Genomic DNA, 24087 nt, shown 5'->3' on the forward strand with positions numbered 1-24087 from the left:
GAGGACAGCGTGCAGACCGACATCGACCCGCGAGACCTGATCGGCCACAAGGCGGTCGACCGGAACGGCGACAAGATCGGCACGGTCGACGAGGTCTACCTGGACGACGCGACCGGCGAGCCGGAGTGGGCCGCCGTCCGTACCGGAATCTTCGGCCGGGACGCCTTCGTCCCGCTGACCACCAGCGAGTTCTCCGGGGAGGAGCTCAAGGTGCCGTACGACAAGTCGCTGATCAAGGACTCCCCCGACTTCGGGGTCGGCCAGCACCTCTCCCCCGCCCAGGAGCTCCAGCTCTACCGCTACTACGGCCTGGACGCGGGCGGTGCCGCTCCGCCGGCCGCGGTCGGCAACGGGTCGGGGACCGCCAAGGACCTCGACTTCGGCACCCTCAGCAAGGAAACCAGCATGAACGCTTCACCCGCCGCCCCGACCGTGGCGGCCGCCCCGATGGCCTTCACCACCACCCCGGAGGCCCCGGCTGCCAAGCAGCACACCGATCCGGTCCTCAGCCCGCCGCCCGCCACCACCGGCGCCCCCTCCCCCGCCCCGACCACGGTCGGCAACGCGCCGGCCGGCCCGGTGGAGATCACCTGCCGCGAGGAGCGGCTGGACGTCACGACCGAGTGGCACGTGCTGGGCACCGCGAAGCTGCGCAAGTACGTCACCACCGAGGCGGTCGAGCGCAAGGTGCCGGTGGTGAAGGAGCGGGTCCGGGTGGAGCGGGTGCCGGTCACCGAGGCCGAGCGGGCCGCGCTCAGCGAGCAGGAGATCGCCGAGGCGGTCGAGGAGGTGACGCTCCGGGAGGAGCGCCCCGTGGTGCGCAAGTACCTGGCCCCGGTCGAACGGGTCCGCCTGGTGGTCGAGCGGTTCACCGAGGAGGCGCTGATCCGCGAGGAGCTGCGCCGCGAGCAGGTGGAGATCCACGACAGCACCACCACCCCGACACCCGCGCCGGCACCCGCGCCGACCGCCGCCAACTCCGGCCAGCTGCGCCCGGAACCGCTCCGGCCGTCCTGACGCCCCGCCACTTTGCCAAAGCTTCACCAAGCAATATTTGACACAGTGAAGTATCTGACGGCATCTTTACTTCAGTTCATTGACTTTCTCCCACCTGAAGCTCTCTGCCAGGGTGGCCCGAACTGGAGGAAAATCCGTGAGGCCGAGCAGCGCGCGCGTGCTCCCCGCCCTGGTGTTGGCGATGCTGGCGTTCAGCGTGGTGCAGACCGCGGTCGTCCCGATCCTGCCTTCGCTGGCCAAGGAACTGGACGTCTCCGGTTCGAACATCACCTGGCTGATGACGGCGAACCTGCTGTCCGCCGCCGTACTGACCCCGCTGCTCGGCCGCTTCGGCGACCTGCGCGGCCGCAAGCCGATGCTGCTGGTCTCGCTCGGCGGCCTGGTCGCCGGGTCCGCCCTGGCGGTCGGCACCCACTCGTTCACCTGGCTGGTGGTCGCCCGCGTCCTTCAGGGCGCGGGCGGCGGGGTGCTCCCGCTGGCGATCAGCATCGTCCGGGACGAGCTCCCCAAGGAGAAGGTCACCGGCGGCGTCGCCCTGATCAGCGCCTCGATGGGCGTCGGCAGCGGCCTCGGACTGGTCGCCACCGGTCTGCTGCTGGAGCACTGGAACTACAAGTCGATCTTCTGGATGGGCCTGGCCTTCGGCCTGCTGGCGATCGTCCTGGTGATCTTCCGGGTCCCGACCGACCCGGTGACCGACAAGAACGGCGGCGCCGACCCGCTCGGCGCGCTCACCCTGGCCGGCTGGCTCTGCGCCCTGCTGGTCGCGGTCAGCCAGGGCAACACCTGGGGCTGGACCTCCACCCGCACCCTCGGCCTGTTCGCCGTCGCCGCGGTGGTCGCCCTGGTCTGGGGCCTCATCGAGGTCCGGGTCGCCCACCCGCTGGTCGACATGAAGATGATGGCCCGGCCGGCCGTCGCCTTCACCAACCTCTCCGGGCTGCTGATCGGCTTCGGCATGTACGGCTCGTTCATGGTGATCAGCAACTTCGCGCAGACCCCCGAGAAGGTCGCGCACTACGGCTTCACCGCCAGCGTGCTGCACGCCGGTGTGATGCTGCTGCCCTCCGCCATCGGCTCGATGGTCGCCGCCCCGGTCGGCGCGCTGCTGATCGCCCGTCGCGGCCCCCGGCTCCCGCTGGTGCTCGGCGGCCTGCTGGGCGCCATCGGCCTGATGTACCTGGCGGTCCGGCACGGGGCCGAGGGTGACATCTACCTCGCCTCCGCCGTCTTCGGCCTCGGCGTCGGCCTGGCGTACGCCGCGATGCCCGCTTACATCAACGGCGCCGTCCCGGTCGAGCAGTCCGGCATCGCCAACGGCATGAACGCCGTGCTGCGCACCGTCGGCGGCGCCATCGGCACCGCCGTGATGGGCGCCATCCTGACCGGCGACCTGATCCCGCACCTGCCGATCCCGCTGCCCACCCTGGACGCCTACCAGCACGCCTTCTGGGTGGCCGGCGCGATGTGCCTGGTGGCGGCCGTGGTGCCGTTCGCGATCCGCACCGTCAAGACCACGCCCGCCCCGGTCGAGGCTGCCGCCTCCGCCCCGGAGCCGGTGAAGACCGACGCCTGACGGCGTCGACCGCGCGCTCAGGGACGGGTCGCGCGGTCACCGGGCCCACGGCGGTACGTGAGGGCATCACGACCGCACCCGGGGCCCGGCCGGATGAACGGCCCCCGCACCGCTGGACACGGTGCGGGGGCCGCTCCCGTCTCTCAGCCGTCCCCGTACGCCTCCTCGGGCAGCACCATCCCGGGCCGCAGCGGCTGCGGGCGGGACGGCGTCAGCTCCGGGTCCTCCACCGCGAAGGTACGGACCCGGCCGATCTCGCTCTGCGGGGTCTCGAACCGCACCGTCACCCGGCCCACCCCGCTGCCCTGCACCCAGCCCGGGCCGAGCTGAGCGTGCGTCACGTCCTGCCCCGGCCGCCAGTGCCTGGTCTCCTCCACCACCGGCGCCGGCTCGGCCCTGACCTCCTCCAGCACCTCCGGCGTGGCGGCCCGCTCCGCCCGCTCGGCCTGCTCCGCCTGCGCGAACAGGTCCTCCTGGGTGAAGTCCGCCAGCTGTGACACCCCCACCCCGAGCAGCCGCACGCCCCCGGTGATGTCCACCTGGAGGGCCAGCCGGCGGGCCGCCTCGGCGATCACCGTCTCGTCGTCGGTGGGCGCCCGCAGCGTCTCGGAGCGGGTCAGGGTGGAGAAGTCGAAGCGCCGCACCTTGAGCACCACCGTCCGCCCCGAGCGGCCGCTGGCGTGCAGGCGGCGGATGCACCGGGCCGCCAGGACGTCGATCTCCGCCAGCACCCGCCCCCGGTCCAGCAGGTCCACCTCGAAGGTGTCCTCGACCGAGACGGACTTGGCGTCCCGGTCCGCCACCACCGGGCGGTCGTCCTGGCCGGTGGACATCTGGAACACCCCGAGGCCGTGCGAGCGCCCGAGCAGCTGGACCAGCTCCGCCTCACCCGCCGCGGCCAGGTCCGCGACCTTCTCCAGGCCGACCCGGCGCAGCACCTGCTCGGTGGCCGGGCCGACCCCGGGCAGCGCCCGGACCGGCATGGTGGCCAGCACCGCCCGCTCCTGCCCGGCCTCCACCAGCACCAGGCCGTCCGGCTTGGCCTGCTCGGAGGCGATCTTCGCCATCAGCTTGGAGCCGGCCAGGCCGACCGAGGCGGTCAGGCCCGTCCGCTCGGTGATGTCCGCCCGCAGGTCGGCCGCGATCGCCACGATCAGCTCCGGTGCGGCCACCGGCCCGACGTCGGCCAGCAGCTCGCCGTGCGGGCCGGCCTCCAGGTCGACGAAGGCCTCGTCCAGGCTGAGCGGCTCGACCAGCGGGGACAGCTCCCGCAGCAGCCCCATCACCAGCTCGCTGACCTGCCGGTAGGCCTCGAACCGGCCGGTCAGGAAGGCCGCGTTCGGGCACAGCCGCCGGGCCTGGGCCATCGGCATCGCCGAGTGCACGCCGAACTTCCGGGCCTCGTACGAGGCGGTGGACACCACGCCCCGGCCGCCGAGGCCGCCGACGATCACCGGCTTCCCGCGCAGGCTCGGCTTGGCCGCCTGCTCCACCGCCGCGAAGAAGGCGTCCATGTCGAGGTGGAGGATGCTCGGCACTGACCGCACGGGTCGATCATCCCGCAGGGGTACGACAGTTTCCGGACGACCCGGTGCGGCCGTGTCAGGTCCCGGCCGGTCGGATCGCGGTCGTCAGGGCGCGGCGTCCGCCAGCGCCCGGCCCAGGCCGGGCTCCTTCTCGCCGAGGAAGGCCGGGTCCGGCTCGAACAGCGCGTCCAGCGCCGCCTTGCCCGCCCCCGGGATCTCCCGCAGCCCGCCGTAGTACCAGGTGCGGTCGGTCGCCTCGTCCACCCCGACCGCGTACGCGTCGATGCCCGCCGCCTGACAGAGCGCCAGCGCCCGCCGGACGTGGAAGGTCTGACTGATCAGCACCGCCCGCTCCACCCCGAAGACCTTCTGCGCCCGGCTGCAGGAGTCCCAGGTGTCGAAGCCGGCGTAGTCCTCCACCACCCGCACCGCGGGCACCCCGTGCCCGACCAGGTAGTCCCGCATCGCGTCGGTCTCGTCGTACTCGGTCCGGCTGTTGTCGCCGGTCACCAGCACGGCCTGCACCCGGTGGTCCTGAAAGAGCGTCACCGCCGCGTCCAGCCGGTGCGCCAGGTAGGGCGAGGGCTTGCCGTCGAACAGCCCGGCCCCGAACACCACCGCCACCGGCGCCGCGGGCGCCTGCGCCACCGTGCCGATCCGGTCCCCCGCCCCGAGCCAGAGCCAGGTCATCGGCGCCAGCGCCACCGCGCTCGCCGCCACCACCGCCTGGAACAGCCGCCGCTGCACCGCCCGCCGCATCGTGCCTCCCCTTGATCGTCCGTCCGGGGAGAGCGACGTGCGGTCAGCCCGCGCGGTTGCGCCGCTGGGCCAGTTCGTCGGCCGGGTCCTGGCCGGCCAGGGTCTCACCGGTGTCGGTGCGCTCGGCGTGCAGCCGGCTCAGGGTCGTCTCCAGCTCCCGCCAGACCGCGCCCACGGCGATGCCGAAGACCCCCTGACCGCCCTTCAGCAGATCGACCACCTGCTGCGGGGAGGTGCACTCGTACACGGTGGCGCCGTCGGACATCAGGGTCAGCCCGGTCAGGTCCTCGGACTCGGTGCCCCGCAGGTGGCCGACCGCCACCCGGATGTTCTGCAGCGACACCCCGGTGTCCAGCAGCCTCTTCACGATCTTCAGCAGCAGGATGTCGCGGAAGCTGTACAGCCGATGCGAGTTGGCCGGGTAGGCCGTCCGCACGCTCGGCTCCAGCAGGCCCGTCCGGGCCCAGTAGTCCAGCTGGCGGTAGGTGATGCCGGCCGCCGCGCAGGCCGTCGGGCCCCGGTAGCCGACCAGTGCCGAGGTCGGCGCGAGCCGCTCGATCGCGGGCTGGCCCGCCTGCACCGCGGGGAACCGGCTGACCCTCGGCAGCCCCGGCTCGCCGCCGGCACCCTCCCGAGCACGCTCCAGCACACTGCGCGCGGAGCGCGGAACGTGCACGGAGCACTGGCCTCCGACGGCTGCTTCGTCGCCCGTGCCGCTCATGCCTACCTCCGTCCGCTCGTCCTGATGCCCCGTCGGCCCCCGGAAGGCGTAACCGACCGGAGCCACTCCTGACGGTAAGCAGTCGCCCCGGACCCGTCAACGATCGCCACGCCGGGCGCCGGTGACAATGTCACCCGGCCGAGTGGTTTTTCGTGCCCTCAGTGTGGGTATGCGAACGCCCTTTGGCAAAACACGACTTGCGATGGACGGCGTGGCGGACTACAGCCGGACTACTGCTGGCCGCCGAAGTCCTCCGGCGAGATCTGGTCGAGGAACTCGCGGAACTTCTCCACCTCGTCCTCCTGCTCGTCCGGGATCGCGATGCCCGCCTCGGCGAGCACCTCCTCGGCCCCGAAGATCGGCGTACCGGTGCGCAGCGCCAGCGCTATCGCGTCGGACGGCCGGGCACTCACCTCGACCCCGCCGGAGAAGACCAGTTCGGCGTAGAAGACCCCGTCCCGCAGGTTGCTGATCCGCACCTCGGTGAGCTGCTGGCCGAGCGCCTCCAGCACGTCCTTGAACAGGTCGTGGGTCAGCGGCCGCACCGGCGTCATGCCCTGCTGGGCGAACGCGATGGCCGTCGCCTCACCGGGACCGATCCAGATCGGCAGGTACCGATCGCCCCCTACCTCCCGAAGCAGCACGATCGGCTGATTGGAAGGCATCTCCACCCTGACACCCACGACGTCGAGCTCGTTCACATCGCAACCCTATGACCCCTGCCCCGGATATGAAAGCGCAGCCGGTCAGGCACTACGTCCGCGAACGCAGTCCGGCCTGCACCATGGCCGCGTGCAGCCGCACCGAGAGCGTCGCCAGTTCGCGCGCGGTGGCCTCGGCGTGCGCCCGGGTCTGCGGGTTGCGGTGCCGCCGCAGCGGGGCCACCACCTGGTCGATCAGGGCCACCTCGCGCTCCGCGCCGGCCTTCACCGCCCGCAGGTGCCGGGGCTCCAGACCGAACCGGCCCAGCTCCGCGACCAACCGGGCGACCTGCAGCGCCTCGCCGTCGTACCCGCCGTCCGAACCGGCCGAGATCAGTCCGTACGACTCCCACTCGACCAGCTCGGCCTCACCGGCCTCGGCGGCCGCCAGCAGCTCGGAGCGGCCCAACCGCACACCGCCGCCCGGGTGGGCCACCAGCTCGCGGTCCGCCTCCTCCAGCGGCCCGGGGCGGTTGTCGGGCGCGGGCAGCGCCGGCGGCGCCTCACCGCGCTCGATCGCGTCCAGGTGCTCGCGGATCACCCGCAGCGGCAGGTAGTGGTCCCGCTGCATCCGCAGCACGTACGCCAGCCGGTCCAGGTCCGCGGAGCTGAACTTGCGGTAGCCCGAGGGGGTCCGCTGCGGCTCCACCAGGCCCTCCGCCTCCAGGAAGCGGATCTTCGAGATGGTGACCTCGGGGAAGTCGTCCCGGAGGAACGTCAGCACCGCACCGATGCTGAGCAGTTCGTCACCACGGCGCCGTACCTCGCCCGCCCGGCGCGAACCGGGGACGGGCGAGAGCTCGGCGGTGCTGGGGGTGTGCGCGGTCACTCGGGCTCCTGCCGACGTTGGGTTCAGTACCCCCGCTGGTGGCTGGCGAAGAAGACCAGCCGGTACTTGCCGATCTGCACCTCGTCGCCGTTGTTGAGCTGCACCTCGTCGATCCGCTCGCGGTTGACGTAGGTGCCGTTCAGGCTGCCCACGTCGGCCACCGTGAAGCCGCCCGGGTGGCGCCGGAACTCCACGTGCCGGCGGGAGACCGTGACGTCGTCCAGGAAGATGTCACCCTCGGGGTGACGCCCGGCCGTGGTCACGTCCGCGTCCAGCAGGAAGCGGCTGCCCGAGTTCGGGCCGCGCTGCACGATCAGCAGGGCCGAGCCCGGCGGCAGCGCGTCGATCGCCGACAGCACCTCGGCCGACAGCGCCGGAGTGGTGCCGGTGCCGGTGGTGGTGTTCGGGTCGTACGACTCGAGGCCGGAGATCGAGATGGTCGAGGTGGTCTCGGCCGCGCCCTCGGGCAGCTGCCCGCCGCGCAGCGCGGTACCGCAGTTGGAACAGAAGCGTGCCGTGGCCGGGTTCGGGTTCCCGCACCGGAGGCACGGAGTCGGACCACCGGCCATCTGCGCTGCCTCCTGGTGCGGCACACCCGGCAGGGTGTGATCGGCATAGGGGTTCTCCTGGGCGAACCCTCCACCGGAGGTTGAGGGTCCCGACTGGAAACCTATGCGCGGAGCCCCGGAAGCATCGACCGACGCGCCGTAGCCCGCCGAATTCACCGGAGCCTGACCGCCCTCGCGGTACAGCGGACGCTCGGCGTACTGCGCCTGCTCGGGCGCGGGCCGCATCCCCGGCACGGCCGACTCGTCCGCACGGCGGTGCCGCGCGGTCGGCTCCTCGACCGCCGCGGGGCGACGGTTGGAACGGCCGAACAGCTTCGAGAACAGACTCACGGGCGAATCCCCTTGCGTGTGACAGACCCGCCCGCGGGGCAGGGTGTGAGGCTCGGACAGGCGGTCGGCCGGACTGGCGGCCGTGATCGGGCGAGCGTGACGTCCCAGTGTCTCCGATGCCGGGGCGCCCACCCGCACCGGGGGCGGTCGAAACCTGACGGACCGTACGGAGGTCGGGCCGTCACTTCGCCGCCGGCTTGGCGTACTGAGGGACCGTCGGAGCGGCCAGGGCGTCCACGACGACCTTCTGCTCCTGGGTGATGGTGGCGCGTGCCTGCTGCTTCTCCAGGCTGCGCACCACGCCGCCGGGGATGTTCAGCGCGGGTGTCAGGTCCTGCGGATTCCCCACCACGGTGAAACGGAACGGCGCCGAGACATTCCTGCCGTCGACCTGCACGCTCGCGTCCGTGTCGGTGAAGTAGGTGCCTGCCACCACTCGCACGTCGTTGATCTGAATCGCCTCCGCCCCCGCGGCTCGGAGTTCCTGCAGGGTGTCCAGCAGCATATCCGCCTTCACCTGCCGTTGGGGATCATCGATCGTCAGCACGATCCCCGGACCGGTGGCCCGGACCGTACCGGCCAGCACCCCGAGCTCCGTCGCCTTCTTCCTGGTCTGCTCCTGGGCCTCCTTGGCCTGGTTGGAGCTGTTCTCCAACTGCGCCAGGGACTGTTCCAGTTGCGTCTTCTCCTGGAGGAGACGCTGCTGACGGCTGTCCAGTTCGTCGAGGATCCGGACCAGGTCCTCCTGCCGCGCCCCGCGCAGCTGGTTGTGGTCGTTGGTCGACCGCACCTGCACCGCCAGCGCGAAGCCGAGCACCAGCAGCAGCGCCGCCACCACCACCTGCCCCCGGGAGAACCGGGGCGGCCAGAGCGCGACACCCAGCCGACGGCGCGGGTCGGTCTCCGGCTCCTCGGCCGCGGGCTGCTCGCCCGCCGGCTTGTCGCTCACGGGCGCCGCCGGCTCGGGCCGCTCAGGCTGTCCGGGCTCACGGACCGGCTCGGGCCGCTGCTCCTCGGGCTGTTCTTCCGCTGCCACCGCTCCTCCTCAGGCCCGGAACACGTGCCGACGGATGGCCGCCGCGTTGGAGAAGATCCGGATGCCGAGCACCACCACCACGCCGGTGGACAGCTGCGAGCCGACGCCCAGCTGGTCGCCCAGGTAGACGATCAGCGCGGCGACCACCACGTTGGAGAGGAACGAGACCACGAACACCTTGTCGTCGAAGATGCCGTCCAGCATCGCCCGGACACCACCGAAGACCGCGTCCAACGCCGCCACCACCGCGATCGGCAGGTACGGCACCACGGCGTCCGGCACCTCGGGCTGGACGATCAGACCGACGACCACGCCGATCACGAGACCCAGAACGGCAATCACGGTGTAGCTGCTCCTGAGGTGTCGGGCTGCGCGTACCGCAGCGTGATGCCGAGCGCGCCCGGCACGGTCAGCTTCTTCTGGACGGTGAGGGTCGACTTGATGCCGTACCCGTCCTGGATCAGCTTGAGGTAGCGCCCCGCCTCGCCGTCCTGGAAGGTCTGGGCGAACTTCGCGCCGTCGCCGATCGCCAGCACGGTGTACGGCGGCACCAGCGGCCGGTTGTCCACCAGCACCGCGTCACCGGCCGCCCGGATCGCCGAGAGCTCGGTCAGCCGCTGGCCGTTCACCGAGACCGCCTCGGCCCCGGACCGCCACAGGCCGTTGACGACCAGTTGGATGTCCCGGTCCTTCAGCCGCCCGGTGTTGGAGAAGCCGTCCGCCTGCCGGGGGTCGGAGACCGAACCGCCCGCGCCGGTGCCTGAGGCGTCCTCCAGCACCAGCTTCAGGCCCGGGCCGTCCACGGCCGCGGTGCCGGCCCGGCCCGCGAGCTGCGCCAGCGCGCCGTTGCCGTCGGCCTGCAGGGCCTGGCTCTGCGCCCGGTCGACCTTGCCGCGCAGGTCCTGGATCTGCTGCTGGAGGTGGTCGGTGTTGCCGTTGGCGTCCTTGACCCGCTGCACCAGGGCGTCGCGCTCCTTGGCCAGGGTCGGCGCCGCCTGGCGCGAGGTGACCGCACCGACCGTCACCACCGCGGTGGCGAGCGCCAGCCCGAGGGCGAGCACCGCCTTGCCCTTGAGCGCGGTCGGCATCCGGCGCGGGCCCTCGCCGGCGCGGGCCTTGGCCGCCTCGGCGTAGCCCTCGTCCAGCCCATGGTCCATCACGCTGGTCAGCAGGGACATCGAGGCGTCCGGGCGGGAGTAGCGTCCATCCCGGTCACTCGGCGTCGGCGATGCTGGCATGCGGAACATCGTCCCATGTCGTGGGGGACGGCCGTGCACACCCCCCGCCGTACACGCGCCGAATCACCACTCGATCGTGATCGACCGGTGCCGGGAACGCGATCGGGGCGGGTGGCCGCCGGCCACCCGCCCCGATTCTCCGCACTACCGTCCGGCGCCGTCCACCACGGCCGCCCACTCGTCCAGCAACGCCTGGGTCGCCTCGTCGTCCGGGCCCTCGGCCCAGAGGTGGGTGACCGCCTCGGCCGGGTCGGGCAGGACCAGCGTCCACCGCCCGTCCGGCTCGACCACCCGGACGCCGTCGGTGGTGTCCAGCCGCCGGCTGCCCGCCGCCTCGACCACCGAGCGCATCACCATGCCCTTGGCCGCCCACGGCGTCGCGATGTCCCGGCGCTGGATGTGCGCCTGCGGGATCCGGGCGTCGATCTGGCTGAGCGTCAGCTGCGTCCTGGCCACCAGGCCGACCAGCCGGACGAAGGCCGCCGCGCCGTCCAGCACACCGCTGAACTCCGGCACGATGAAACCGCCGCGCCCGTCGCCGCCGAACACCGTGCCCTCCGCGGAGGCGGCCTTGGCCAGGTCGTCCGGCGAGGTGCTGGTCCAGGTGACCTGGGTGCCGTGGTACGCCGCGACCTGCTCGGCGATCCGGGTGGTGGTCACCGGGAGTGCCACCTGCCCGCTCCGCCGCTCGGCCGCGACCAGGTCGAGCAGAACCAGCAGCGCCCGGTCGTCCCCGATCACCCGGCCCAGCTCGTCCACGAAGGAGACCCGCTCCCCGACCGGGTCGAACCGCACGCCGAAGGCCGCCCGCGAGGAGGCCACCAGCTCGCCCAGCCTGGCCAGCCCGGCCCGCCGGGACTCCGCGTCCTCGGTCGGCCGGGACTCGTCCAGACCACCGCTGACGGTCAGCGCCTCGACCCCGAGCCGCCCGAGGATGCTCGGCAGCACCAGCCCGGCGCTGCCGTGCGCGGCGTCCACCACCACCTTCAGCCCGGCCTCCCGGACCCCGGTGGTGTCGACCGCCCGCAGCAGGTTGCCCGCGTACGAGTCGAAGACGCTGCCCGGGTGCGACAGGTCGCCGATCTCACCGGGGAACGCGCGCCGGTACTCCTGGCGGGCGTACACCCGGTCCAGCTTGCGCTGGCCGGCCTGCGAGAGGTCGGCGCCGCGCTCGTCGAAGAACAGGATGTCCAGCGAGTCCGGCACCCCGGGCGAGGTGCGCAGGAAGATCCCGCCCGCGCTGCCCCTGGCGGTGTGCTGACGCGCCACCGGCAGCGGCACGTTCTCCAGGTCGCGGACGTCGATCGCACTGGTCTGCAGCGCCGAGATCATCGCCCGCTTGAGCGCCCGGGCACCACGCGAGTGGTCACGCGCGATGGTGACGGTGGCCCCCTTCTTCAGCGTGGTGGCGTACGCGCCGGCCAGCCGGACCGCGAGCTCCGGGGTGATCTCGACATTCAGGATGCCGGAGACCCCGCGCACCCCGAACAGGTGCTCCTGGCCCCGCGACTCCCAGATCACCGAGGTGTTGACGAAGGCACCGGCCTCGATGGTCTTGAACGGGTAGACCCGGACGTTGCCCGCGATGATCGACTCCTCGCCGATCAGGCACTCGTCACCGATCACCGCCCCGTCCTCGATCCGGGCGGCCCGCATCACGTCGGTGTTCTTGCCCACCACACAGCCGCGCAGGTTGCTCTGTGGCCCGATGTAGACGTTGTCGTGGATCACCGCCTTGTGCAGGAAGGCGCCACGCTTGACGACCACGTTGCTGCCCAGCACGGTGTGCTCGCGCAGCTCCACCCCGGCCTCGACCTTGGCGTAGTCGCCGATGTACAGCGGCCCGCGCAGGATCGCCTCCGGGTCCACCTCCGCGCCCTCGGCGATCCAGACCCCCGGGGAGATCTCGAAGCCGTCCAGCTCGACGTCGACCTTGCCCTCCAGAACGTCGGCCTGCGCCTTGCCGTAGCTCTCGTGGGTGCCCACGTCCTCCCAGTAGCCCTCGGCGACGTAGCCGAAGACCGGCTTGCCTTCCTTGAGCAACTGCGGGAACACGTCGCTCGACCAGTCCACCGACTCGCCGGCCGCGACGTAGTCGAAGACCTCCGGCTCCATCACGTAGATGCCGGTGTTCACGGTGTCCGAGAAGACCTGACCCCAGGTCGGCTTCTCCAGGAACCGCTCCACCCGACCCTCGTCGTCGGTGATGGTGATCCCGAACTCCAACGGGTTCGGCACCCGGGTCAGACAGACCGTCACCAGCGCACCCTTGCGCCGGTGGAACGCGATCAGGTCGGTGAGGTCGAAATCGGTCAGAGCGTCACCGGAGATCACCAGAAAGGAGTCGTCCCGGAGCGCGTCCTCCGCGTTCTTCACGCTCCCCGCAGTGCCTAGTGGGGTCTCCTCGTTCGCATAGGTGAGGTGCATGCCCAACTCTTCGCCGTCGCCGAAGTAGTTCTTCACCAGTGAGGCGAGGAACTGCACGGTGACCACGGTGTCGGTGAGGCCGTGCCGCTTCAGCAGCCTCAGCACATGCTCCATGATCGGGCGGTTCGCCACCGGCAGCAGTGGTTTGGGCATGCTCGAGGTCATCGGGCGAAGGCGAGTTCCCTCGCCCCCTGCCATCACAACGGCTTTCATATCGGGTGCGTCCTCCTTCGCGGCTCTGGAATACCTCTGCACGAGGTTCCATCAAACCGTTCCGAAGGCATCTCTACCCGGTAACCCCCGCCCGACGCACCGATGGAGCGTGGGACTCGTCTCGTCCCACGCTCCATCAGGGGGTGCGTGCTGCGTGCTAAGGGCGCGCAAAGGGTGCCCTACGGGTACCGGCGACTCAGCCGGCCGCGGCTGCGGCGTCCGCCTTCACCAGTTGTCTGGCCTGCACCGCGTACAGGATGCCTGCCCACCAGTAGAGCACCGTCCCCCACCAGATGAACGCCCAACTCACCACACCGGCCGTGTCGGCCAGCCAGCCCGTGCCGTCGCCCAGCAACAGAAGCGGAAAGCCGTACATCAGATTGAAGGTCGCCGCCTTGCCGAGAAAACTCACCTGCAAGGGCCCGTACCGGTGCTTGCTCAGGATCGGCAACAACGCACCGATGAAAACCTCCCGCGCCAGCAGAATCGCGGTGACCCACCACGGAAGAATCCCCCGCCAGGTCAGCCCCACCAGCGTCGACAGCACGAACAGCCGGTCCGCCGCAGGATCCAGGATCTGACCGAGCCGGCTGATCTGCCCCCACCGCCGGGCCAGCTTGCCGTCCAGGTAATCGCTGATGCCGCTCAGCATCAGGATCGCGATCGCCCAACCGTCGTTGTTGGGCCCGTCGAACACCGGCCAGAGAATCAGCCACAGGAAGATCGGAACGCCCACCAGCCGGCCCATGCTCAGCAGGTTGGGGATGGTGAGGACGCGGTCGGTCTGGACGCGCGTCTCCTGGACCTCCACTCGGGGGCCTCCCTGTACGGTACGTAAAACGTTGCGGCACTGACCCTACAACAGAAAAGCCCCCCATCCGGTGAGGATGAGGGGCTTCCTGAATGATTGTTCGGCGGCGTCCTACTCTCCCACAGGGTCCCCCCTGCAGTACCATCGGCGCTATGAGGCTTAGCTTCCGGGTTCGGAATGTAACCGGGCGTTTCCCTCACGCTATGACCACCGAAACACTATGAAACTGCATGACCGCACCACACCCGTGACCAAACGGTGTGGGGTCGTTGTTTCAGAACAACACAGTGGACGCGAGCAACTGAGGACAAGCCCTCGGCCTATTAGTACCGGTCAGCTCCACCCCTTACAGGGCTTCCACATCCGGCCTATCAACCCAGTCGTCTACTGGGAGCCTTACCCTCTCAAGGAGGTGGGAATATTCATCTCGAAGCAGGCTTCCCGCTTAGATGCTTTCAGCGGTTATCCCTCCCGAACGTAGCCAACCAGCCATGCCCTTGGCAGAACAACTGGCACACCAGAGGTTCGTCCGTCCCGGTCCTCTCGTACTAGGGACAGCCCTTCTCAATATTCCTACGCGCACAGCGGATAGGGACCGAACTGTCTCACGACGTTCTAAACCCAGCTCGCGTACCGCTTTAATGGGCGAACAGCCCAACCCTTGGGACCTACTCCAGCCCCAGGATGCGACGAGCCGACATCGAGGTGCCAAACCATCCCGTCGATATGGACTCTTGGGGAAGATCAGCCTGTTATCCCCGGGGTACCTTTTATCCGTTGAGCGACGGCGCTTCCACAAGCCACCGCCGGATCACTAGTCCCGACTTTCGTCCCTGCTCGACCCGTCGGTCTCACAGTCAAGCTCCCTTGTGCACTTACACTCAACACCTGATTGCCAACCAGGCTGAGGGAACCTTTGGGCGCCTCCGTTACTCTTTAGGAGGCAACCGCCCCAGTTAAACTACCCACCAGACACTGTCCCTGATCCGGATCACGGACCCAGGTTAGACATCCAGCACGACCAGAGTGGTATTTCAACGACGACTCCACAACAACTGGCGTTGCCGCTTCAAAGTCTCCCACCTATCCTACACAAGCCGAACCGAACACCAATATCAAGCTATAGTAAAGGTCCCGGGGTCTTTCCGTCCTGCTGCGCGAAACGAGCATCTTTACTCGTAATGCAATTTCACCGGGCCTATGGTTGAGACAGTCGAGAAGTCGTTACGCCATTCGTGCAGGTCGGAACTTACCCGACAAGGAATTTCGCTACCTTAGGATGGTTATAGTTACCACCGCCGTTTACTGGCGCTTAAGTTCTCAGCTTCGCCAACCCGAAGATTGACTAACCGGTCCCCTTAACGTTCCAGCACCGGGCAGGCGTCAGTCCGTATACATCGCCTTACGGCTTCGCACGGACCTGTGTTTTTAGTAAACAGTCGCTTCTCGCTGGTCTCTGCGGCCGGCCCCAGCTCAGAGTGCAAGACTCATCACCAGTTCCGGCCCCCCTTCTCCCGAAGTTACGGGGGCATTTTGCCGAGTTCCTTAACCATAGTTCACCCGAACGCCTCGGTATTCTCTACCTGACCACCTGAGTCGGTTTGGGGTACGGGCCGCCATGAAACTCGCTAGAGGCTTTTCTCGACAGCATAGGATCATCCACTTCACCACAATCGGCTCGGCATCAGGTCTCAGCCTCAATGAGTGACGGATTTGCCTATCACTCGGCCTACACCCTTACCCCGGGACAACCACCGCCCGGGCTGGACTACCTTCCTGCGTCACCCCATCGCTCACCTACTACCCTGTTGGGTCAGCGGCTCCACCACGTCCCTTTGTCCGAAGACTCCAGGCCGGCTTCGCGGCTTTAGCATTCAGAGGTTCGACGTTGGCGCTTCAAAGCGGGTACGGGAATATCAACCCGTTGTCCATCGACTACGCCTGTCGGCCTCGCCTTAGGTCCCGACTTACCCTGGGCAGATCAGCTTGACCCAGGAACCCTTGGTCAATCGGCGCAAGAGTTTCCCACTCTTGTATCGCTACTCATGCCTGCATTCTCACTCGTGAACCGTCCACAACTGGATTCCTCCGCTGCTTCACCCGGCACACGACGCTCCCCTACCCATCACAGCGGGCGTTGGCCCTATAGCTGCAATGACACGACTTCGGTGGTGTACTTGAGCCCCGCTACATTGTCGGCGCGGAATCACTTGACCAGTGAGCTATTACGCACTCTTTCAAGGGTGGCTGCTTCTAAGCCAACCTCCTGGTTGTCTCTGCGACTCCACATCCTTTCCCACTTAGCACACGCTTAGGGACCTTAGTCGGTGTTCTGGGCTGTTTCCCTCTCGACCATGGAGCTTATCCCCCACAGTCTCACTGCCACGCTCTCACTTACCGGCATTCGGAGTTTGGCTAAGGTCAGTAACCCGGTGAGGCCCATCGCCTATCCAGTGCTCTACCTCCGGCAAGAAACACGTGACGCTGCACCTAAATGCATTTCGGGGAGAACCAGCTATCACGGAGTTTGATTGGCCTTTCACCCCTAACCACAGGTCATCCCCCAGGTTTTCAACCCTGGTGGGTTCGGTCCTCCACGAAGTCTTACCTCCGCTTCAACCTGCCCATGGCTAGATCACTCCGCTTCGGGTCTTGGGCATGCAACTCAATCGCCCTATTCGGACTCGCTTTCGCTACGGCTACCCCACACGGGTTAACCTCGCTACACACCGCAAACTCGCAGGCTCATTCTTCAAAAGGCACGCAGTCACGAGACAATGGGCAAGCCCACTGTCCGACGCTCCCACGGCTTGTAGGCACACGGTTTCAGGTACTATTTCACTCCGCTCCCGCGGTACTTTTCACCATTCCCTCACGGTACTATCCGCTATCGGTCACTAGGGAATATTTAGGCTTAGCGGGTGGTCCCGCCAGATTCACACGGAATTTCTCGGGCTCCGTGCTACTTGGGAGAAGCTCAAGTGAGCCGCACAGATTTCGTCTACGGGGGTCTTACCCTCTACGCCGGACCTTTCGCATGTCCTTCGACTATCCATACGGTTTCTGACTCACCGACCGGCCGGCAGACCGATCAAGAACTTTCCCACGACCCCGCTCTGGCAACCCCTGCCGGGTCTCACACCAAAACGGTTTAGCCTCATCCGGTTTCGCTCGCCACTACTCCCGGAATCACGGTTGTTTTCTCTTCCTGAGGGTACTGAGATGTTTCACTTCCCCTCGTTCCCTCCACACACCCTATGTGTTCAGGTGCGGGTGACAGCCCATGACGACTGCCGGGTTTCCCCATTCGGAAACCCCCGGATCAAAGCCTGGTTGACGGCTCCCCGGGGACTATCGTGGCCTCCCACGTCCTTCATCGGTTCCTAGTGCCAAGGCATCCACCGTGCGCCCTTAAAAACTTGGCCACAGATGCTCGCGTCCACTGTGCAGTTCTCAAACAACGACCAGACACCCACCCTCACAGTGCTCACGCACCACTCGAGTAGGACCGGCACTGAAGCAACAGCCTTCCGGCCGTTCCCTCAGGACCCAACAACGTGCCCGACACACCCGACATCCACCGCGTTCCACGCCCCGAAGGACAGTACTGACGACTTCAACCGTGTGTGCCGAATAGTCAACGTTCCACCCATGAGCAACCGTGTGAGACATTCGCTCACATCCGGCCATGTGCTCCTTAGAAAGGAGGTGATCCAGCCGCACCTTCCGGTACGGCTACCTTGTTACGACTTCGTCCCAATCGCTGGTCCCACCTTCGACGGCTCCTCCCCTTACGGGTTAGGCCACCGGCTTCGGGTGTTACCGACTTTCGTGACGTGACGGGCGGTGTGTACAAGGCCCGGGAACGTATTCACCGCAGCATGCTGATCTGCGATTACTAGCAACTCCAACTTCATGGGGTCGAGTTGCAGACCCCAATCCGAACTGAGGCCGGCTTTTTGGGATTCGCTCCGCCTCGCGGCATCGCAGCCCTTTGTACCGACCATTGTAGCACGTGTGCAGCCCAAGACATAAGGGGCATGATGATTTGACGTCGTCCCCACCTTCCTCCGAGTTGACCCCGGCAGTCTCCTGTGAGTCCCCATCACCCCGAAAGGCATGCTGGCAACACAGAACAAGGGTTGCGCTCGTTGCGGGACTTAACCCAACATCTCACGACACGAGCTGACGACAACCATGCACCACCTGTATACCGACCACAAGGGGGCGACTATCTCTAGCCGTTTCCGGTATATGTCAAGCCTTGGTAAGGTTCTTCGCGTTGCGTCGAATTAAGCCACATGCTCCGCTGCTTGTGCGGGCCCCCGTCAATTCCTTTGAGTTTTAGCCTTGCGGCCGTACTCCCCAGGCGGGGAACTTAATGCGTTAGCTGCGGCACCGACGACGTGGAATGTCGCCAACACCTAGTTCCCAACGTTTACGGCGTGGACTACCAGGGTATCTAATCCTGTTCGCTCCCCACGCTTTCGCTCCTCAGCGTCAGTAATGGCCCAGAGATCCGCCTTCGCCACCGGTGTTCCTCCTGATATCTGCGCATTTCACCGCTACACCAGGAATTCCGATCTCCCCTACCACACTCAAGCCTGCCCGTATCGAATGCAGACCCGGGGTTAAGCCCCGGGCTTTCACAACCGACGCGACAAGCCGCCTACGAGCTCTTTACGCCCAATAATTCCGGACAACGCTCGCACCCTACGTATTACCGCGGCTGCTGGCACGTAGTTAGCCGGTGCTTCTTCTGCAGGTACCGTCACTTGCGCTTCTTCCCTGCTGAAAGAGGTTTACAACCCGAAGGCCGTCATCCCTCACGCGGCGTCGCTGCATCAGGCTTTCGCCCATTGTGCAATATTCCCCACTGCTGCCTCCCGTAGGAGTCTGGGCCGTGTCTCAGTCCCAGTGTGGCCGGTCGCCCTCTCAGGCCGGCTACCCGTCGTCGCCTTGGTAGGCCATTACCCCACCAACAAGCTGATAGGCCGCGGGATCATCCTGCACCGCCGGAGCTTTCCACCAACCCCCATGCAGAGGAAGGTCATATCCGGTATTAGACCTCGTTTCCAAGGCTTGTCCCAGAGTGCAGGGCAGATTTCCCACGTGTTACTCACCCGTTCGCCACTAATCCACTCCGAAGAGCTTCATCGTTCGACTTGCATGTGTTAAGCACGCCGCCAGCGTTCGTCCTGAGCCAGGATCAAACTCTCCGTGAATGTCTGCAGGTAATCCTGCAACCACTCGCGTTGAGCGGCACGGCAACCACCGGAATAGGCGGTCCCGCGCACTGCGTCCTCGCTAGTGTTTTACTTCATAAAGGAATCTCCAACCCCACCAAAGGTGAGGCCGGGGATGTCAACATATCTGGCGTTGACTTTTGGCACGCTGTTGAGTTCTCAAGGAACGGACACTTCCTTCGAGCCGCTTATCAGGCGGACCCTCCGGGCGCTTCGTTCGTTTCCACCAGCCTAGCAGATCCGTTTGCTTCGTTTTAACCGAAGTTTTGCGAGTCCGTCATCTGGCGTTCATCACCGTTTCGCGGCGACTCGACAAACCATAGCCGCTCGGCAGCGGAGTGCCTAATCGGGCCGCGCCGGGTCGCCGCAGGCGCTCACCCGGTCGGCCCAGCACGCTCCGTCCACACCCCTCTATGCCGCCCGATCGGCGCGATCGTCGTGGCTCACCCGCATGGCGTAGAGTGCGGCGCGTCGACCAAGAGGACTAGACCACTTGTGCCCCAACGAGCCCCTGCCAGCAGGGACGATGGCGGCGCGCGGCAGCAAACGTGCATCAAGGGCGTCGGATCGCCAGTCGGGACCCGCCTCGGAGAGCGCTTGCTAAATGTCCGTACTTGGCATGATTTAGGCTTCAGAACGATCACACCGCCGCTGTCCGCGGCGGCACGCTGTGCTCCGTACCTGGGAGGCTCCACCATGACCACTGTGACCTCGCCGCTGGCTGGTCGCGCTGTCGGGCTCGCCAACGTGCCCGACCCCGTCTTCGCCGGCGCGATGGTGGGCCCTGGCACCGCCATCGACCCGGTGCGTGAGCCCACCGAGGCGGTGGCGCCGGTGGACGGCATCGTCGTCTCCATGCACCCGCACGCCTTCGTGGTGGTGGACGCCGACGGCCACGGGGTACTGACCCACCTGGGCATCGACACCGTGCAGCTCAACGGCGAGGGCTTCGAGCTTCTCGTGTCCAAGGGCGACACGGTGACCCGGGGCCAGGCGGTCATCCGCTGGAACCCGGCCGAGGTCGAGAAGGCCGGCAAGTCGCCGATCTCCCCGATCGTCGCGCTGGAGGCCGCGCCCGACGCGCTGTCCGGGGTGCTCGAGGCCGGTGACATCGCCGTCGGCGGCGACCTGTTCGCCTGGAACTGACGGACCGAGCAGACGTAACGCGCCGTCCCGCCCGCAGTCCGGGTGGGACGGCTCGGCCAGTACCCGGCCTCGGTCAATGACGATCCGTCCGACCCACGGGCCCGCACCCGGGTGAAAGGAACCCACAATGGAACAGGCGCTGCGAGGCGTAGGTGTCAGCCACGGTGTCGCGATCGGCCAGGTCCGGCACATGGGCACGGCCGTGCTCGAGCCGCCGGCCACCCAGATCCCGACCGAGGACGCGCCTCGCGAGCAGGCTCGCGCCCAGGCGGCCGTGGACGCCGTCGCGGCGGACCTGATCGCGCGCGGCAACCTGGCGGGTGGCGAGGCCCAGGCGGTGCTGGAGGCCCAGGCGCTGATGGCGCAGGACCCGGAGCTGATCGCGGACGTGAACCGTCGGATCGCCGTCGGCAGCAGTGCCGAGCGGGGCGTCTACGACGCCTTCGCCGCGTACCGGGCGCTGCTCGCCGCCGCCGGGGACTACCTGGCCGGCCGGGTCGCCGACCTGGACGACGTGCGGAACCGGATCGTGGCCCGGCTGCTCGGCGTGCCGATGCCGGGTGTGCCGGACAGCGACGAGCCGTACGTGCTGTTCGCCCGGGACCTGGCGCCCGCCGACACCGCGCTGCTGGACCCGACCCTGGTGCTCGGCTTCGTGACCGAGGAGGGCGGGCCGACCAGCCACAGCGCCATCCTGGCCCGCGCGATGGGTGTGCCCGCCGTGGTCGCCATGCCGGGTGCGACCGACCTGCCCGAGGGTGTGGTGGCCGCGGTCGACGGCTCCACCGGTGAGGTGCTGATCAACCCCTCCGCTGAGAAGCAGGCCGAGCTCCGCCGGGTCGCGGCCGAGCGCAAGGCCGCGCTCTCCGCCTCCTCCGGTCCGGGCCAGACCTCGGACGGGCACAAGGTGCCGCTGCTCGCCAACATCGGTGGCCCGGCGGACCTGCCGGCCGCGTTGGAGAACGGTGCCGAGGGCATCGGGCTGTTCCGCACCGAGTTCCTGTTCCTGGACGACTCGGCCAAGGCGCCGAGCGAGGAGAAGCAGGTCGAGGCGTACCGCAAGGTGCTGGAGGCGTTCCCCGAGGGTCGGGTGGTGGTGCGGGCGCTGGACGCCGGTGCCGACAAGCCGCTCGACTTCCTCACTCCGGCGGACGAGCCCAACCCGGCGCTCGGCGTGCGCGGTCTGCGTACTCTGCTCGAGAACCCCGAGGTGATGCAGACCCAGCTGCGCGCGCTGGCCAAGGCCGCCGAGGGTCTGCCGGTCCACCTCGAGGTGATGGCCCCGATGGTGGCCGACCGGATCGACGCCAAGGCCTTCGCCGACGCCTGCCGCGAGGCCGGGCTCAAGGCGAAGTTCGGGGCGATGGTGGAGATCCCCTCCGCCGCGCTGCGGGCCCGCTCGATCCTGAACGAGGTCGAGTTCCTCTCGCTGGGCACCAACGACCTGGCCCAGTACGCCTTCGCGGCGGACCGCCAGGTGGGCGCGCTGGCCCGGCTGCAGGACCCGTGGCAGCCCGCGCTGCTCGACCTGGTGGCGCTCTCGGCCGACGCGGCGAAGTCGGTCGGCAAGAGCTGCGGCGTGTGCGGCGAGGCGGCCTCCGACCCGCTGCTGGCCTGTGTGCTCACCGGTCTCGGCGTGACCAGCCTGTCGATGGGCGCGGCGGCGATCCCGTACGTGCGCTCGACGCTGGCGAAGTACACCCTGGCGCAGTGTCAGCGAGCGGCCGCGGCGGCCCGCGCGACGGACACCGCCGAGGAAGCCCGCGCGGCGGCGCAGCAGGTGCTGTCCGGCGAGTGAAAGAACGGAAGCGGCGCTCTCCCCGTGGGGGTGGAGAGCGCCGCTTCGGCTTTTCCGGGTACCGGTCAGGATCGGCGGTCGCGGCCGAGCTGCTCGAAGAACCGCAGGTGGTCCAGGTTGTCCACGGAGCCGGGGTTGACGGCCTGCTCCAGCGGGGTGCCGCCGAGCAGGCGCTTGACCGGGACCTCGATCCGCTTGCCGGTGAGGGTGTGCGGCAGGCCGGTCACCGCGATCACCTCGTCGGGGACGTGCCGGGGCGACAGCTCGGTGCGCAGCGAGCTGCGGATCCGGCCGGTCAGCTCCTCGTCCAGGGTCGCACCGGGGGCGAGCACCACGAACAGCGGCATCCAGTAGCCGCCCTCGGCCTCCTCCAGGCCGATCACCAGGGACTCGGTGATCTCGGGGAGGCGTTCCACCACCTCGTAGATGTCGGCGGAGCCCATCCGGACGCCCTGCCGGTTGAGGGTGGAGTCGGAGCGGCCGTGGATCACCACGGTGCCGCGCGAGGTGACGGTGGTCCAGTCACCGTGCCGCCAGATGCCGGGGTAGGTGTCGAAGTAGCTGTCGTGGTACCGGCTGCCGTCCTTGTCGCCCCAGAAGCCGATCGGCATCGAGGGCAGCGGCGCGGTGACGACCAGTTCGCCGACCTGGTCGGTGAGCGGGTGTCCGTTGACGTCCCAGGCCTCGACGGCGGAGCCCAGGCAGGGGGCCTGGATCTCGCCCAGGTACACGGGGAGGGTGGGGACACCGCCGACGAAGCAGGAGCAGACGTCGGTGCCGCCGCTGACCGAGGCGAGCCAGACGTCCTGCTTGACCTCGTCGTAGATCCACCGGAAGCCGTCGGGGGGCAGCGGCGAGCCGGTGGTGCCGAGGCAGCGGACGGCGGACAGGTCGAGGTCGCGGCCGGGGTGCAGGTCGGCCTTGCGGCTGGCGATGACGTACGCGGCGGAGGTGCCGAGCACGGTGGCGCGGGTGCGGGCGGCAACCGACCAGAGGGCGCCGGTGCCGGGGTGGCCGGGGCTGCCGTCGTAGGTGACGATCGTGGACCCGACCAGCAGGCCGGCGACGAGGAAGTTCCACATCATCCAGCCGGTGGAGGTGTACCAGAAGAACCGGTCGTCGGGGCCCAGGTCGAGGTGTAGGCCGGCCTGCTTGAGATGTTCGACCAGGATGCCGCCCTGGCTCTGCACGATGGCCTTGGGCAGGCCGGTGGTGCCGGAGGAGTAGAGCACCCAGAGCGGGTGGTCGAACGGGACGGGCTCGAAGACCGGCTCGACGTCGGCGGCGGTCAGCGCGCTCCAGGGCAGGGTGCCCTCGGGGGCCTCGGTGCCGAGCAGCGGGACGTGCACCACGGTCCGCAGGGACGGGAGTTCGCGGCGCAGCTCGGCGACCACCTCGCGCCGGTCGTGGTCCTTGCCGCCGTAGTGGTAGCCGTCGACGGTGATCAGGGCGACGGGTTCGAGCTGCTGGAAGCGGTCCAGCACGCTGCGGGCGCCGAAGTCGGGGGCGCAGCTGGTCCAGACGGCGCCGACGGCGGCGGTGGCGAGCAGGGCGACCACGGCCTGCGGGATGTTCGGCAGGTAGCCGGCCACCCGGTCACCGGGGTGGACGCCCTGGTCGCGCAGGGCGGCGCTCAACGAGCCGACCTGGCGCCGGAGTTCGCCCCAGCTGAGCTCGGTGGGCCGCTCCGTGGTCTCGTCCAGGTGGAGGATCGCGGGCTTGCCCCGGTCGCTCGCCTGCTCGCTCCGGCGCAGCGCCTCGGCGGCGTAGTTGAGGCGGGCGCCGGGGAACCAGCGGGCGCCGGGCATCGACGCGTCGGTGAGGACGGCCTCGGCCGGGGTGCTGAAGCGGACGTCGAACCAGTCGGTGACGGCTCCCCAGAACCGGGGCAGGTCCTCGGTCGACCAGGCGTGCAGGGCGGCGTACCGGGCGGCGGCCACCTCGTCCGTCCCGGTCGGCGCGAGCGGGGCGGCGGGGGCGCCGTGGTGGTCGGCGGCCCAGGCCTGGAAGGCGACGATCTGGGTGGCGGCGGCGCGAGCGGGATCGGGCCGCCAGAGCGGCTGGTCCTGGGATGGGGTGCTCACGGTGGTGGTCTCCCGGCCGGTCGGTGGGACGGGACCGGCTTGTGGCGGCCCGCCCCGGAG

At 68.5% G+C, this 24087-nt stretch carries 16 protein-coding genes and 3 rRNA genes; 4 read left to right on the top strand and 15 right to left on the bottom strand.

Annotated elements, in window-relative coordinates; translation table 11 throughout:
• Nucleotides 1–9: 9 nt before the first annotated feature.
• On the top strand, nucleotides 10–1017 hold the full coding sequence (locus OHV05_RS03910; protein WP_405016350.1) for a PRC and DUF2382 domain-containing protein: 1008 nt from the start codon (nucleotides 10–12) through the stop codon (nucleotides 1015–1017).
• 136 nt (nucleotides 1018–1153) lie between these two features.
• Entirely contained in the window at nucleotides 1154–2593 is a 1440-nt protein-coding gene (locus OHV05_RS03915; RefSeq protein ID WP_405016351.1) for an MFS transporter, read from the top strand.
• Between the two features lie 143 nt (nucleotides 2594–2736).
• Here the strand turns inward: OHV05_RS03915 and OHV05_RS03920 are convergent, their stop codons facing one another.
• The 14 genes from OHV05_RS03920 to OHV05_RS03985 all read right to left on the bottom strand — a co-directional run bounded on the left by OHV05_RS03920 (nucleotide 2737) and on the right by OHV05_RS03985 (nucleotide 18978).
• Entirely contained in the window at nucleotides 2737–4140 is a 1404-nt protein-coding gene (locus OHV05_RS03920; protein WP_405016352.1) for a DNA polymerase IV, read from the bottom strand.
• A gap of 84 nt (nucleotides 4141–4224) precedes the next feature.
• Nucleotides 4225–4878, bottom strand: coding sequence for a vancomycin high temperature exclusion protein (locus OHV05_RS03925; protein ID WP_405016353.1), 654 nt, complete (start codon nucleotides 4876–4878; stop codon nucleotides 4225–4227).
• Nucleotides 4879–4921: 43 nt separating this feature from the next.
• Nucleotides 4922–5599 (bottom strand): MerR family transcriptional regulator, encoded by a 678-nt coding sequence (locus OHV05_RS03930; RefSeq protein WP_405016354.1) that lies wholly within the window; start codon nucleotides 5597–5599, stop codon nucleotides 4922–4924.
• 230 nt (nucleotides 5600–5829) lie between these two features.
• The gene (locus tag OHV05_RS03935; protein WP_405016355.1) at nucleotides 5830–6300 is read right to left on the bottom strand and encodes a bifunctional nuclease family protein; all 471 of its coding nucleotides are present in this window, start codon (nucleotides 6298–6300) and stop codon (nucleotides 5830–5832) included.
• 52 nt (nucleotides 6301–6352) lie between these two features.
• Nucleotides 6353–7042 (bottom strand): MerR family transcriptional regulator, encoded by a 690-nt coding sequence (locus tag OHV05_RS03940; protein WP_403039956.1) that lies wholly within the window; start codon nucleotides 7040–7042, stop codon nucleotides 6353–6355.
• A 110-nt stretch (nucleotides 7043–7152) separates the two neighbouring features.
• Nucleotides 7153–8028: an FHA domain-containing protein gene (locus tag OHV05_RS03945; protein WP_405016356.1), complete on the bottom strand. Its 876-nt coding sequence runs from the start codon at nucleotides 8026–8028 to the stop codon at nucleotides 7153–7155.
• A 181-nt stretch (nucleotides 8029–8209) separates the two neighbouring features.
• Complete coding sequence (locus OHV05_RS03950) at nucleotides 8210–9064, bottom strand: DUF881 domain-containing protein (RefSeq protein ID WP_405016357.1); 855 nt, start codon at nucleotides 9062–9064, stop codon at nucleotides 8210–8212.
• A gap of 9 nt (nucleotides 9065–9073) precedes the next feature.
• Nucleotides 9074–9406, bottom strand: coding sequence for a small basic family protein (locus OHV05_RS03955; protein ID WP_057236160.1), 333 nt, complete (start codon nucleotides 9404–9406; stop codon nucleotides 9074–9076).
• Entirely contained in the window at nucleotides 9403–10302 is a 900-nt protein-coding gene (locus OHV05_RS03960) for a DUF881 domain-containing protein (RefSeq protein ID WP_405016358.1), read from the bottom strand. Before OHV05_RS03960 ends, OHV05_RS03955 begins: the two co-directional genes overlap by 4 nt.
• 144 nt (nucleotides 10303–10446) lie before the next feature.
• Nucleotides 10447–12942 (bottom strand): sugar phosphate nucleotidyltransferase, encoded by a 2496-nt coding sequence (locus tag OHV05_RS03965; RefSeq protein ID WP_403039951.1) that lies wholly within the window; start codon nucleotides 12940–12942, stop codon nucleotides 10447–10449.
• A 196-nt stretch (nucleotides 12943–13138) separates the two neighbouring features.
• Complete coding sequence (locus OHV05_RS03970) at nucleotides 13139–13753, bottom strand: CDP-alcohol phosphatidyltransferase family protein (RefSeq protein ID WP_405016359.1); 615 nt, start codon at nucleotides 13751–13753, stop codon at nucleotides 13139–13141.
• Between the two features lie 98 nt (nucleotides 13754–13851).
• Nucleotides 13852–13968: ribosomal RNA gene (rrf, locus tag OHV05_RS03975) — 5S ribosomal RNA — on the bottom strand.
• An 88-nt stretch (nucleotides 13969–14056) separates the two neighbouring features.
• Nucleotides 14057–17178: ribosomal RNA gene (locus tag OHV05_RS03980) — 23S ribosomal RNA — on the bottom strand.
• A 276-nt stretch (nucleotides 17179–17454) separates the two neighbouring features.
• A 16S ribosomal RNA gene (locus OHV05_RS03985) occupies nucleotides 17455–18978 on the bottom strand.
• Together the 16S, 23S and 5S rRNA genes form the textbook arrangement of a ribosomal RNA operon.
• A gap of 717 nt (nucleotides 18979–19695) precedes the next feature.
• Here OHV05_RS03985 and OHV05_RS03990 point away from each other — a divergent pair.
• Entirely contained in the window at nucleotides 19696–20145 is a 450-nt protein-coding gene (locus OHV05_RS03990) for a PTS glucose transporter subunit IIA (RefSeq protein WP_405016360.1), read from the top strand.
• Nucleotides 20146–20272: 127 nt separating this feature from the next.
• The gene (gene ptsP, locus OHV05_RS03995; RefSeq protein WP_405016361.1) at nucleotides 20273–21943 is read left to right on the top strand and encodes a phosphoenolpyruvate--protein phosphotransferase; all 1671 of its coding nucleotides are present in this window, start codon (nucleotides 20273–20275) and stop codon (nucleotides 21941–21943) included.
• A gap of 65 nt (nucleotides 21944–22008) precedes the next feature.
• On the opposite strand, the gene OHV05_RS04000 is transcribed toward ptsP, so the two are convergent.
• Nucleotides 22009–24027, bottom strand: a complete 2019-nt coding sequence (locus OHV05_RS04000; protein WP_405016362.1) for an acetoacetate--CoA ligase — start codon at nucleotides 24025–24027, stop codon at nucleotides 22009–22011.
• Between the last annotated feature and the right edge of the window lie 60 nt (nucleotides 24028–24087).

Origin of the sequence: Kitasatospora sp. NBC_00070 (assembly GCF_045041205.1) — a bacterium.
Lineage (GTDB): Bacteria > Actinomycetota > Actinomycetes > Streptomycetales > Streptomycetaceae > Kitasatospora.

Excerpts from the sequence above, each read along its gene's own strand:
- OHV05_RS03925 (WP_405016353.1), bottom strand. The coding sequence starts at position 4,878 with ATGCGGCGGGCGGTGCAGCGGCGGCTGTTCCAGGCGGTGGTGGCGGCG.
- OHV05_RS03930 (WP_405016354.1), bottom strand. The coding sequence starts at position 5,599 with ATGAGCGGCACGGGCGACGAAGCAGCCGTCGGAGGCCAGTGCTCCGTG.
- OHV05_RS03960 (WP_405016358.1), bottom strand. The coding sequence starts at position 10,302 with ATGCCAGCATCGCCGACGCCGAGTGACCGGGATGGACGCTACTCCCGC.
- OHV05_RS03965 (WP_403039951.1), bottom strand. The coding sequence starts at position 12,942 with ATGAAAGCCGTTGTGATGGCAGGGGGCGAGGGAACTCGCCTTCGCCCG.
- OHV05_RS03990 (WP_405016360.1), top strand. The coding sequence starts at position 19,696 with ATGACCACTGTGACCTCGCCGCTGGCTGGTCGCGCTGTCGGGCTCGCC.
- ptsP (WP_405016361.1), top strand. The coding sequence starts at position 20,273 with ATGGAACAGGCGCTGCGAGGCGTAGGTGTCAGCCACGGTGTCGCGATC.